Annotated in this window: 6 protein-coding genes and 2 pseudogenes; 5 read left to right on the top strand and 3 right to left on the bottom strand. The window is 35.3% G+C overall.

Going from position 1 to position 13398, the window contains the following annotated elements; genetic code table 11:
* The first annotated feature begins 114 nt into the window (after positions 1-114).
* Entirely contained in the window at positions 115-1263 is a 1149-nt protein-coding gene (locus tag FQ084_RS03290; protein ID WP_149489190.1) for a cysteine desulfurase family protein, read from the top strand.
* Between the two features lie 158 nt (positions 1264-1421).
* On the opposite strand, the gene FQ084_RS03285 is transcribed toward FQ084_RS03290, so the two are convergent.
* The 3 genes from FQ084_RS03285 to FQ084_RS03275 are packed head-to-tail and all read right to left on the bottom strand — an operon-like array spanning position 1422 to position 10117.
* The gene (locus FQ084_RS03285) at positions 1422-6779 is read right to left on the bottom strand and encodes an ATP-binding protein (RefSeq protein WP_149489189.1); all 5358 of its coding nucleotides are present in this window, start codon (positions 6777-6779) and stop codon (positions 1422-1424) included.
* A gap of 51 nt (positions 6780-6830) precedes the next feature.
* Positions 6831-8399, bottom strand: coding sequence for a hypothetical protein (locus FQ084_RS03280; RefSeq protein WP_149489188.1), 1569 nt, complete (start codon positions 8397-8399; stop codon positions 6831-6833).
* Between the two features lie 2 nt (positions 8400-8401).
* Positions 8402-10117, bottom strand: coding sequence for a hypothetical protein (locus FQ084_RS03275; protein WP_149489187.1), 1716 nt, complete (start codon positions 10115-10117; stop codon positions 8402-8404).
* A gap of 438 nt (positions 10118-10555) precedes the next feature.
* Between FQ084_RS03275 and FQ084_RS13195 the strand changes: the two are divergent.
* From FQ084_RS13195 to ssb, 4 genes and pseudogenes are all read left to right on the top strand, one after another.
* A pseudogene (locus FQ084_RS13195) lies at positions 10556-10783 on the top strand (hypothetical protein); the annotation flags it as partial.
* 164 nt (positions 10784-10947) lie between these two features.
* Positions 10948-11163 (top strand): CRISPR-associated endonuclease Cas2, encoded by a 216-nt coding sequence (gene cas2 / locus FQ084_RS13430; protein ID WP_188032877.1) that lies wholly within the window; start codon positions 10948-10950, stop codon positions 11161-11163.
* Positions 11164-12065: 902 nt separating this feature from the next.
* Positions 12066-12890: a hypothetical protein gene (locus FQ084_RS03260; protein ID WP_149489185.1), complete on the top strand. Its 825-nt coding sequence runs from the start codon at positions 12066-12068 to the stop codon at positions 12888-12890.
* Positions 12891-12953: 63 nt separating this feature from the next.
* A pseudogene (gene ssb, locus FQ084_RS03255) lies at positions 12954-13310 on the top strand (single-stranded DNA-binding protein); the annotation flags it as partial.
* Positions 13311-13398 lie beyond the last annotated feature (88 nt).

Here is a 13398-nt window from a genome sequence, read left to right as displayed (position 1 = left end):
TGCATTGGAACAACTCTCCAATGCAGAAGTATATCATGTTACTATCTTCATGTAATGAGATTCTCCTCTTTTCGTCTTATAGACAACCCCATATAAATAAATAATGAAAACATCATGAAAAACATATATTTAGACTATAATTCACATACCCCATGCGATATATCAGTTATTAAAGCTATGCAAGATATATGGTCTCAGCCTGGAAACCCTCATTCAGACGGACACTCTTTTGGGTGGAACAAACAAACATTAGTCAGTGATAGCCTTACCACATTCGCCAATATATATGGCTGCTTTGAGGAAGAACTGTTGTTTACTTCAGGAGCGACTGAAGCCAATAATTTAGCCATCTATTCAGGCATTCCTATTGCCGAAAGAATGAGTCCGCAAGCAGATACTATCCTAACTAGTCACTTAGAACATAAATCTGTTTTGAACCCATTAGAGATAGCTGCTAGTAAACATGGTCTCAAACTACTTTATGTGGACATCAAATCAGACGGTGTTATCGATTTAAAAGATATGCAGACTAAATTTGAGCAAAATAAAGTGTTATGGGTTTCTTGCACGATGACCAATGGCGTTATAGGAACAAACCAGCCTATCTATCAAGTTGCTGAGCTATGCCGGCGTTATAATGCTATGTTACATGTAGATGCCTCACAAGCAGGTTACCTTGATATCATTTGTCATGACTTAGAAGTAGATTTTCTGACACTATCAGCTCATAAAGTATATGGTCCATCGGGTATTGGTTTGTTTTACTCAAAGCACCTACAGCATCCAGAATTTATGCCTATGATTTCTGGGGGTGGTCAACAAGACGGTCTACGCGCGGGAACACTGCCTGTACCTCTAATTGTTGGATTTGCTGAAGCAGCAAGAGTATTAGATGAGTGTAAAGAATCTGAAGCTTTGAGATTGAGAGAGCTGAGAGACACCTTACTAAATGGTTTGAACCAAGCGCTTACGGTCAGAGTATTTGGTGACTTGGATGAACGCCATCCTGGTAACTTATACTTAGCGATAGAGAACATTGATAGCATGCAACTTTTGAACAATGTGCAACCACATATTGCTTTTTCACTTGGATCTGCTTGTGATGGTTTGAATCGTGAATACTCGCCTATCATGAAAGCGATGAGCGTGCCAAAAGAAGTCGCTGAATGTACATTTAGAATTTGCATCGGACGAATGACTACGGTTCAGGATATTCATAAGGCAGTAGAAATACTAATAGCTGAAGCTAAAAGGCTTAGCTGAATTTCTTCTATATCAACCAATTACTTTAAGTTATAACAGAATCATTCTACTAAAAATATAATTGTAAAAAAGCACACAAAAATGCTGTGTGCTTTCCTATTAGAACTGGAAGCTATACTAAATAACTTAAGTTATCTAGTAAAGCATCTAATTTTTTATCATATACACACAAAAAACGAATCAGATTGCTTATCACTGATATAGCTAGTAAAGCCACGCTCTTCTAGAGCAGTAATATCCAATTTTCTTACGACTTCCTTAAACTGCCCTCTTCCATCGTCAACATAACCTGCAAAGAAACACTGACCTTTTTCAAGACTATTCAGCTGTTCAATCCAGTCACTTTTTCTTAGTTCAGGATGTACTTTAGATAATAAATCAGCAAAACTGCTTATTTCTGTAGTTGCAGGTTTAAAAAATAGCTTTGTAGAAGCTTGAAACAATCTATCCTTTTGTTCATTAGTGAAATTACTAACCGTCTGTGTTGCCAAAACCAAACTGATACCGAATTTTCTACCTTCACGAAGAAGCTTATCAATTGGGGAGTCTGCACTATGGTCAAGGTTTTGCATTTCATCTAAAACAATTGTGATGGGCTTATTCTTGTGACCATGTTTTTGTACATATGCCCATAAATCCCACAAAATAAACTCAGTGATGATCCTTTGTAGGTCTTTAGGAATTTGAGTGAGCTGAATAATTTGTACAGCATGTTTATCACGTACTTCATCTTCATACAAGTTAGTAGGTGCAGTATTATCAAAACAATTCATTTTTACTAAGGTACGAATTTTATTGGCAACACTTTCGCCCCGCGTACCTTCTTCTTCTAAGTCCTCAACAAATCCTTCTAAATTATAATTGGGATTAGCTGTTAGCCCAGCTTCAAGTACCTTATCAATAATTGCGACTTGCTGACTTCCAAAGTCTGTATATACAGAGTTTAGAATATTTTTCACTCTAATCGCTACTTGGAAAGGTCTTTCTACAATAATTTTACCCGGAAATATTTCTGTTGAGTAACTTTTAAATGGATTGATGGGCAATGGATCTTGTATGACAAAATACTCTTGCGGCTTACAAACATCTTGATATATAAACTCTGACTGATGCTTCAAAAATCCATCTGTATAATCAATAATAAAAGAAGAAACACCTGCTAATGCTAATTCAGATAACAAGCACTGAATGGCGTACGTTTTCCCTGACCCCGAAGAGCCAAAAATAAGCAAATGACGGTTGCTTAGCTTTTTGTGATTATATTCCCAATAGATTGGAGTTTGTTTTCTTCCTTCTGTACCGATTACTATTTTTCTATCTGCAACAACATCCACAGTCTCTGAAGTCTCTGAAGTCTCTGAAGTCTCTGAAGTCTCTGAAGTCTCTGAAGTCTCTGAAGTCTCTGAAGTCTCTGAAGTCTCTGAAGTCTCTGAAGTCTCTGAAGTCTCTGAAGTCTCTGAAGTCTCTGCTACTTTAACTTGGGTTGTCGACTGAATTAATGTTGGTTCTGTAACAGACATATTATCTAAATTGGAACCATCTTCACCACTCATATCTATAGCTGGCGTTGTCATAATAGGCTTTACGTCATTGTCGCTACTATAGTTTAGACTTATCGTTTCTGTCTTGGAATTCAACAAACCTTCTGAATAAAGATGGTTTAGAATAGTTCTTTCAAAGCTGACCTCTGAGTACTGTCTAACAAAATATTTCTGTGAAGCCTCTTCTAGATTATTAAACTCATCCGTATAGAATTTTTCTATTACTACAGAATCATTGCTATTATCCTCGGTATGACATATCACTACACTGGATGTCCAATGAATTGTAAAGTCACCCTCACTTAATCGTTCAAGTGCAATATTCAATTCTTCGGCTTCTGACTGATTGATGTGCGAGCGTATTACTAAAGCCCTATGCAGCTGTCCCCACCAATATCTTCTATTATAGCCATTATTACTTTTATTACTGTCTTTTGGTGCAAATAGCTTACTTAGGTAATGTATGCTGGCTTCAATTTGATCTTCAGCTTTTTTTACCAAATCTGGCGAGCCAATTTTAGCTTCGACAACATGAGCACTTAATATAGGCTTATTATCTTGATCTAATGTCAGTGATAACTGCAATAAGTCTGCTCTATTATAACTATCTTGTAATTTGAACCAATGTTGGCATGCATCTAAAGGTATCCACTGGCTAATTAGACAATCCTTTGATGGAGGAATTGCTTTGATAGACAACGCATAGCCATACAAATTTCTTACCGCTTCGTTATTTCCTAAAACCGCTTTAATGTTAGCAACACCTGATAAAGATTCATTCAGACGTAATATCTCATCAACTAACTGTAATAATGTCTCTTTATGAAGATAATGCATGATACCGGAAATATGGTTATATATACTTTCCTTAAGCTTCTGTTGGGCGTTATGTGCAGTTGATAAAGTGACATTTAGCTCGCCATAATGACCATAACCAGAACTAAAGCTGACGACTTTATGATTTTCATTATCACCTTTCTGCAGTAAATTATAATCAAAGTATTCATCAATATTGACTACCCACTGCGATATCTGATGTAGAGTTTCAATAAACTCAATATCAGCTTGCTCATATTCCATTTTAGATACTACAAAATACTGCTCATTTTCACTTCGATTGGATACTTCAAGGTTAGCAGTCAAGTTTGCGTGTTTAGATTGGATGGCAATCTGTCGCTGACTAAGGCGTAGTTCACGTAGGTTGTCTTGTTGTTGGATAATAGGTTTTGGATAGTAGATAATTGGAAATATTAAGCTACGATCCTCATTTGACTGCAAGGATATAGTGGCTGCTGGATCAGTTTTACCATAAGTTCTATTTTGTAAAAAGCTAAAATTAAACACCATGTCAAAGCAACCAAGCCCGGTTGCATCTTGCATTTCAAGTATTGAATCTAAGTTTTTCTTAATATGCCCTACCTCAGAGTTAAAATGGCTAATTTTTAACTCTATAACCTTATCCTTTTTAGCAAACTTGTCGACTAAATCTTCTTGCCAATTCTTTAATGTATTTACTGCAGTTAATTTGGATAAGCCAATGGTATAGACAGAAATATGTAATGAATAATGAATGCGATTTAGGTCTTTGATTAGAGAATCCTGACAATACTTTGTCACCCCAGCTAGCAACGAGGGTAGGTTCGTTACATTTGTTGCCAATATACGTAGGCCATCTTTTGCATGAGAGTAGACCTTTTGATAATCATTGAGCGTGTTATAAACAATGCTTTCTTCAGGAGTAATAGCTTGCACATCCTGAGTATCTTCATCATCATCGCTTTCTTTCAGCAAAGCCTGTACAGATAAGTCGATATTATCATCAAGTGGCTTACCAATATAATGCAGCCAACCAAAAGACTTCGCATGAGTACTAATACCCTGTTTTTGTTTTAGCGCAAGGATTGGTGTTTCAATCTCAGACTGAACAAAAACATCATCAATACCATTTTTATTAAATATATAGTTTGAATCACTATAGATATCAGAAACAGCAAAAGTAATAAAATCTATCTGGGCAGAGACTAATTCAAATACTGCTGGATGATAAGCATTAATTAGTACTCCCTCTATTGCATTAAAGCCACTATGACCTAGATTCTCAGTCATAAAGAAACCATAATAGAATTTTTCTTTAATATCTTGTGCAATATAAGCTTCAGATGTCATTATCTCTTCTAATGCGGAGCTATATGCATCTAAAAGTATTTGAGATTGATGTCTGGCAACATATAATCCTTCATCGATAACGCACTCGAGTAAACGTATATAAGTGCTGCTTAAATTTTGAAGTGATAACTGAATACCTTCAGCTTGTGAAAAATCATAATCTTTGAAAATATCAATAACTTTCATATCACTCAAGCCTAGACTTGTTAAGCGACAAGCCTCTTCTTGATTTGAAGCATGGTAAATTGCTTGATAGATTTGTTTATTCATTACTAATATAGGTAAAAGACAGCCTTTATTAGTCTCTATTTTTTGTAGTATTGTTTTTGCGAGTTGAACATGTAACCGCTCGATCTGAAACTCTGATAGCTTCCATTTAAAGAGATATACTTGAGTACTTTCTCCAGTTATCTTTGTTTCAAAAACCACATGTGGATTTGAGGTGGACGAACGATAGGTAGTATCTTCATTAAGTGGTAAAAACTCTACAACACAATTTTCTATCGCTAAATCTAAGTTCCCGATATAACCCTCTATACCACCCAACACTCCTTTCAATACAGACCTAGCCAGCTCATCTTTATTTATATTATTATTTTGAGCATCTTTACTATTGAAATCGTGCTGAAAATGTTTAACTCTAATAGTAATTAGCGAAATACTACGAGATTGATGCTCATTACTAAATCTTTCTAAAGAAAAATTTAAACCTTTACATACCGCCTCAAAGCTATGACAATTAAAAGAAGGTATGCTTGTATTAGAAGAGGCTTCTTCCTTTTCTTCTTTTATATTTAAAGCTTTTAATACAGGCAATAAGTCTGTTTCGATGAGCTTTGACTTACAATCGTTATCTGCATTAAGGATGAAATTTTCTATGTAAGAAAAATAGAGATCAACATCTATTTTAGTACCTGATATATCAGATACTTTAACTTCAGAATTTTCCAGTAAGTATTTTCTAACTTTATCAAGGTCTTTTGTTTTTCTACTACCTTGATTATATAGGCGATGAGAAATAAATTGATGAGCAGCTTTTAAGTATTGATGACCTTTTTTACTCTTAAACAACTTTATATCATTCTCAACACGTAGATAAGGAATACCTAAGTTAGTTAAGCTTGAGAATAAACTGCATAACAGACCATCGTAGTCTTCACTATACTCGTCATTTGAAGAGTAATTCGCTAACCATTCTTCAAGTAGGTCTGCTTTTTGACTCAATGTCAGAGGTACTAGACTATCTATTAACATTAAATAATCGTTTAACTGATTATAATGTTGTTCTCCAAGCGTTAGACCCTCGTTTTCAGCTGTTTCCTTCAACCATTTATTGTAATTACCTTCTAATGAATCCCAAACTTTGTTACTTGTACAAACAAAGAAATCCGCGAGTCCACCTTTATCAGTTGTATGATCAATACCTACTAGTAGAACCAATAGTCTTTCAACGCCCTCATCAATAGTGGTTCTATTACGATACCAAGTTAGCTTATCCTCTTCATCTAGCCATGAATTGAGTCTTAGTCTAGTGAAAGCTTCCATATCATTACTATTTAGTTTCAAAGATTGCCAATGCTTAACTAAGCCATGAGCAACCCTTAGATATGATCCACAAACACTTGCAGGGTATGATGTTGTTATTTTTTCAAAAATTGATAGTGCTTGATTAGGCATTAAGCTTTGAGTGATAATTCTAGTTTCACCAGCATGGATCAATGAATTATCAATAGTATCCTTTAAATAATCAGTATAAGCAGATAAAAACAATTTACTTGAAAGGGTCATAATTATTTCTTCTTTAATCATTTATTTTTTATTTAATAGCTGAGGCTGAGTAATCAGTGATCTGGATAAACTTTAAGGGTTATTAACTATTGAAATAGCATCTGATAGCTCGATTAACAATCCAGACTGCTTCAGACCTTCCTCTACCCAGCTAACATCTATATTAAGTACTGAGTCATCATTACGCTCTAATTGCCAGGCAATAGCCTCTTGAATCTGTTGACCTTCTATAGCAATACCAAAATGGGTATAAATTCTGCTCAAAAAATCATTAAGTTTAATACGTGTGCCACTTTCAATTAGAGAATATACAAACAATCTTATTAGACTAGGTGTTAATACAAAACGTTGTCCCGAACCTTTCTGTGGAATTACTAATCCTATATTTTTTGACATCCTTCTAAATACATCCGAGCTATGTTTATCAACTTGCCTATAATCGCTTGATTTTAGATTTTTCTCTTTGCCAACTGAGCGCATCACTCTATAAACAATTTCTTCAGACTTACTAAAAGAAGATTCGGCCAGTTTCCTTACATTGTCTTTAGTAGTCGCGCTCGGATTGCATACAATCCACGCGTAATTTCCGTGATAGTTTTCAGTTGTGTGATTATTTTGATCAATCTGGGTAGAACGAGCCATGATAGAGCGTAAAACTTGAAGTACACAAAGCTGCTGCAAGAGCTCGATTTTTTCAAGCTTGCTTATTTTAGAGCTTAGTAAATTGAGCATTTCATTAGCGAATAAAAAGCCTTCGATAATATAGCTCTTCGGAATAGTTGCCAAGGTAGCTGAACGATTATCGTTGTCTTCAATATCGTATTCACTTAAGGTGCTTTCTACAAAGTGGCAGATTTCTTCTAATTGATGAGTTTCATCTTTTAATAGCTGTATTAACGCATTCTCAAGCTTCTGCTTTAAATTTGGCAAATTAAATTCTAAATGTTGATAAGCAGCATTTTGTTCAATTTTCTGTAATGTTGATTTAATAGCCATGTCGTTAGTGAATAAAAACGCTATTTGTAAAAATAATGCCTCTCCACCTCGAGCCATGAAATTATGACGGTCTAATTGGAAATCTTCAGCGCTGTCTGACCAAGTTCCATATTCTTTAGAAGAATGTGGCCAGGTTACTTCTCTTCCAAGAAAACTAGGGGTGATTGGCATAAAGCTATAAGTAGACCACGTTCGGTTATTAGCAATACCAACAAAGCCATATAGCAAATTTTGTAGTGTATTTACCAAATTATTTTTTTCAGCATCAGACAGACCTCGCTGAGTTTTAGCTCCTAACTCATCTAAAGCGTCTAAAAAAGATTGTTGATGAATAGGGTGACGCGTATCCAGCTTTGATTGACTAAAAAAACTAAAGAGTTTAAGAGGAAGTCTAGACTTTGGAAAATAATATCTACTATCTTCACTAACATTAAATGAGTTTTCACTTTGATTCATTTTGAGTTCATCAGTAGTTACCTTCTTTTCACTCTTTTTAGAATGAAAGACTAAAAGAAATTCTGATAAATACTCTATAGGAGTTTGGTCAGCTAAGAATCTTCTACCATAGACTTGAATAGCAATATTGGTTTTACTGTCAGCTTTAAAGCTAGCACTAGGAAATTGAATCGCATTAATATCAGTCATTACTACCCTTCCATTCTAATAATCTTGTGATCACCTGATTGTTCGAAATATATTTCTAATTTATTAACACTCTCATCAGACTTCATTCGGACCAAAGTAATTGCATCATCATCAACGTCTTGAGCATAATCAATAAGGCTTAATTTAAAACGTTCTAACTGAGTCTTATAGATAGGGTTTAATGATTCGGTAACATCTCCAATCACAATATTTTCAATGTAATCTAATAGTGGTAAGCTTAAGTCTAAGCGAACATTTTCTGAATCTTTTGATTTTTTTAAGTGTATAAAAGGCAGCTGTTTTTGATTATCGTAATCAATGCGAAAGGAGTTTTTAGCAATACTACAAACCATTAATTGAGCGATTTGAAATACTGAAGAATCTGAACGCTTTAGCGTGATATTGATATTATCCTTATCATCTGAACCCGAATAAAACAAGTTTAATGCTTTCTCACATAGCCTCTTAACTCTTCGGGATTCATCATTAAAACTCTCAGGATTTATTTGCCAATTATTGAATTTATATATGCTAGTAGAACCTAAAAACAGAGACTTTGTATTTTTATTCTCGTTAATACCATACATAAATAGAATTCTACGTAAGGTCGCTTTCTCGTAATGGGATTCGCTTTTCTTATCGTTATTGATATATTCTATAATAATAGACTTTAAAGGCTCCTTGACTAGCTCAAAGTTGCTCTCATCTGTAATAAAGTTCTCAATTTCTATCCCTGTATATTTGCCAGCATGAATTCGAGAAACTAGGTCTATGGCCTTCAAGTCTTTTGCTTTATGCCAAATCCTATTACCAATGTAGCCGAAAAAAGTATCGCTAAACAACAGAGTTTCAGCATTATTTTTAAATGGCATCTCATCATCTGATATGCTCATACCGGCAGTCAAAGAAACACTTAGATGCGCTAACATCTGCCGCAGAGTCATGCGCTTTTCATAATTTAATAAATACAAGTATGTTAAGCGAATACTTTCTTCAACATCTTGATAGTGATTTTTGATAGTGCAATAATTGATACTAATAGGATGAGTGGGATGCTCTTGTATAATTTGCTCCCATTCTGGATGGTTGATAATATTTTTAAAGATATTCAAGGCTACTTCTATATTATTTAACTTAGCAATATTGACAATATAAAATGCTTTTGAGTTTACGTCATCTAGTCTCAAGTTGCTTATATCTTCAATAGCAATATCTTTATCAAGAAACTCTAGTATTTTAGATTCTATTTGATGAGCCTTAAAACTAGAAGTCCAGTTAGTCTTCCTCAAAGAACTGGCTATTGAAGTTAATAAAGGGCCTGTATTACTTACAATCAACCAATTTCCTGATGAGTTAAATGCTTTGCTTAACCAACTTCTTCTATCCTCTAAACTTAGTTCACTCATATCTTTGATTACATTCAATTCATTTTTTTCGAGATATTCATGCTCTTTGAATTGATAGCCTTGTGGATACTCTTCTTTACCTAGCTCTCTCAGTAACTCGAATGCTATTGTAGATTTGCCATCCCCTGCATGACCGGTGAGAATGATGATAGCATCACGATCTTTGGAAATAATGGATTTTAAAGACTCAACAATGGGAAAAGGATGATATATATCTTTAAAGTAAGATGAGTTGGCTTGAGATTCCGCAAGACTGTTTGTACCTGAAGCATTAAGATTGTGAAGCGAATTGATATAATTTATGAGTTCCATGGTGACTACTTAATATATGGTTTTAGAGTTAATTTATGTGCAACTGCTGTTATTTTTAAGTAATTACTCATACTTCTCTTAAAGTTGTTAAGAAAATTGTGAGCAGATGAATCGAATTATAAACTTTTAACTGCTTTGAGTTATGTTAACAAAAAAGAAAGAATATAAAAAAAACCAAGCATTAGCTTTGTTTTTTATACTTACTAAATCTATTTAACATTAAAGAAATAGGCTTACATATCCTCTTAGTACACAGTAATTTGTAGCTTAATCATTTCAACTAAAAATAAATCTTAAGCAGTGATTACGATTACCGACAGTTGTTATGTTACCACTAAAATTAAGATTATCCGTTCGAAAACACTTTTTTCTATAAAATACTTTTATTGTGCTGGTTAGCTAACATTTTGATAAGTATAACCTAGTCCAAGCTATTGTAGAAAATCTCTAGCCTATAACGTTGTAGAGCTACAACGCAATACTATTGATTTTTGGGTTTGGCAATTATTTCATCAGAATATTTTACACTCAATAGATTTTAGTATGGCCGACGATAATAGCTATCCGTGTGAGCTACTAAAGTCTGGACGCAGTAAATTCTATAAAGCCTTTACTGCGTTACGTCCAACCTTAAGTAAAATAGCCCTCAGTCATGAGTGGCTCTAACAAAATCGACTACATCGTTATCCAGAAACCACATTACTACAGCCATCATTATCTTTTGTCAGTCATCACCCTGAAGCGCCACCGCCACTATTTCAAGCTTATGAAACACTGATATAACGCTATACTCTTTACAAACCGGAATACTAATCTATCAATACACTAGATTGTCTATTAAAAAGACCTATTTCATTATTGCTTATGACATCAGCGAAAATAACAGACTGCAACGTTTACAGCGCTTGATTAGCAATCAGTTCTTGCAGCTAAAGTATTCTGTCTACTATGGCCATATGACGACTAAACGCATGGATAGTTTTATAATTGCAATGCAGAATATTATTCATCCTAACGAGGATGACCTGCGTATATATGAAGTTTAGCCACTTGAGAAATCGTTTGTCATCAGTAAACATAATGATGATATTATACTATTTAGTGATATAGGAGAAATGACACTATAATAATGTGCGCCTAACACCCTGATAACATCGCTCTATCATCTTGCACTTATCTGGCACATCCATTATGATTAACCGGTGAGTTTAAAACCCTCACATCCCTAAGCAATTAGAGATGGTTTCAGACGCTATCTGACGAAGATATTGGTCATTATTTAAAATTTTCAGACGCATAATCGGTTATTATTTATACAATTTTCATTGAAAAGTTGATCAAAAAATTATCAACTTTTGTTTTTTAAATTAATGAATTTAAGTCATTGATTTTATTGATAAAAAAATCTTTGTACAGTCTGAAACGCTCCCTAATTCGTAAGGTATTAAGACCGACACGCCGTCATGGTCACTGATCGATTTGGGTCTGAAACGCTCCCTGATTCATAAGGGATTAAGACGTCTTGGCAGATTTGCCAACGGTGCCAAAGATTGTCTGAAACGTTACCTGATTCGTAAGGGATTAAGACACAATGGTAGTTAGCTGTTTGCTAAATTTCCATGTCTGAAACGTTCCCTGACTCGTAAGGGATTAAGACTCCATACGAACAAAGACACCGCACTGAGTAATGTCTGAAACACTCCCTGATTCATGAGGGATTAAGACTCATCAAGTAGCGTGATATCCATTACTAGTTCGGTCTGAAACGTTCCCTGACTCTTAAGGATTTAATCGTAAAAAATCTTTATCAAAAAGCCGTCTATCACTGATAGACGGCTTTTTTGTGTGGCTGAACCTATACATTGTCCGCAAGCTTGTCGTTTTATGAGATGTCATCAAAAAAAGTTGATAATCAGTACATCAAACAACCGCCATAAGGATAATGACTATGTCAAATCAACTTCAGATCCAAATCGATAAAGCTAGCGAATCTATGGATGGTGGCTTTTCCGATTACTATCAAAATATGGTGAACTACTTTCATCAAAACCCTGATCATAACCTCAGCTATAGTGCTTTTTCTCATCGCACTAATAGAGCAACGAATGCTCTTGTCTCTGAAAAAGAAGCCATATTCTATATTGTCGCTTATGGCTGGCAGCATCATCAAAGTATGCAGTATTTATTGTCTCAAACGATCGACGTTACCAGTGAGCCACAAGAAAATATACGCGTGGTGGATTATGGCTGTGGTCAAGGCGTAGCGACATTAGCATTTATGGATTATTTGTCACAAAAAGGGGTTGCACAACAAAGCTCGCTTGAAGTACATCTCATTGAGCCTTCTAAAGTCAGTTTGGACATCGCTAAGCTCTTAATTGAGCGACTAGCAAAAGCATATGGCATGCAGGTGTTTATACATTGTCAGCAGCGCACACTTGATAATGCGCTAATTCCACTAAATAGTGAATGCAAAGAGACCTTTCATCTATTGTCTAATGTCATAGATATAGAGACAGTGCAGGAGACATTACCGAGTCTAGCGAAGCAAATGATGTCTTGTACAGGCAAAAACTTCCTATTTGCCACCTGCCCAAGATACGCCAACGCACAAACGGGTTTTCGCATACTGCGTCAAGAAATGGACTTTGCTGACAATTTTTATGATGAGTGCTGGGATATGACTTATCAGATGTACCGTGTCACACAAGCCTGTTGGAACCAACATACCTCTACCCAGCGTATGGCCATGATGTCATGGGTTAGTAGCTAAATACTGTCTGCCTGACTGTATTAAAAACAAACTTCATCATCAAATCTTAATAAGGGGACAGCCATGAGAGGCGTCAACAAAGTAATCATTATCGGTCACTTAGGTGCTGAGCCAGAAGTTCATCAATTCGCTAATGGTAATCGTGTCACTACCATCTCTGTCGCTACTTCGAGTCAGTGGACAGATGCAGCTGGTCAATCAAAGGAATCAACAGAATGGCATAAAATCAAGCTGTTCAACCGCCTAGGAGAAGTAGCTGCTGAATACTTGAATAAAGCCAGCAAAGTATATATCGAAGGTAGTCTACGTACTCGAAAATGGACAGATAACAATGGTGTAGACCGCTACATTACCGAAATTTATGCGAGTAGCATGCAGATGCTTGGGCATGCCAGCAGAACTGATACGCAAAAGCCAGAAGTTGTTAAACCTATAGCTCAGCATACTAAGCTACCAAAACCGACTGTGATGCCAGATTACCCTATCGATGATGACATTCCATTTTGAT

The organism is Psychrobacter sp. ANT_WB68 (genome assembly GCF_008369115.1).
Classification (GTDB): domain Bacteria; phylum Pseudomonadota; class Gammaproteobacteria; order Pseudomonadales; family Moraxellaceae; genus Psychrobacter.
The sequence above is the reverse complement of the archived record's forward strand: the minus strand, read 5'-3'. Positions and strand labels throughout refer to the sequence as shown.

Bases quoted from the DNA above. Each gene is read 5' to 3' on its own strand.
- FQ084_RS03280 (WP_149489188.1), bottom strand. From the start codon at position 8,399: ATGACTGATATTAATGCGATTCAATTTCCTAGTGCTAGCTTTAAAGCT.
- FQ084_RS03275 (WP_149489187.1), bottom strand. From the start codon at position 10,117: ATGGAACTCATAAATTATATCAATTCGCTTCACAATCTTAATGCTTCA.
- FQ084_RS03260 (WP_149489185.1), top strand. From the start codon at position 12,066: ATGTCAAATCAACTTCAGATCCAAATCGATAAAGCTAGCGAATCTATG.
- FQ084_RS03290 (WP_149489190.1), top strand. From the start codon at position 115: ATGAAAAACATATATTTAGACTATAATTCACATACCCCATGCGATATA.
- FQ084_RS03285 (WP_149489189.1), bottom strand. From the start codon at position 6,779: ATGATTAAAGAAGAAATAATTATGACCCTTTCAAGTAAATTGTTTTTA.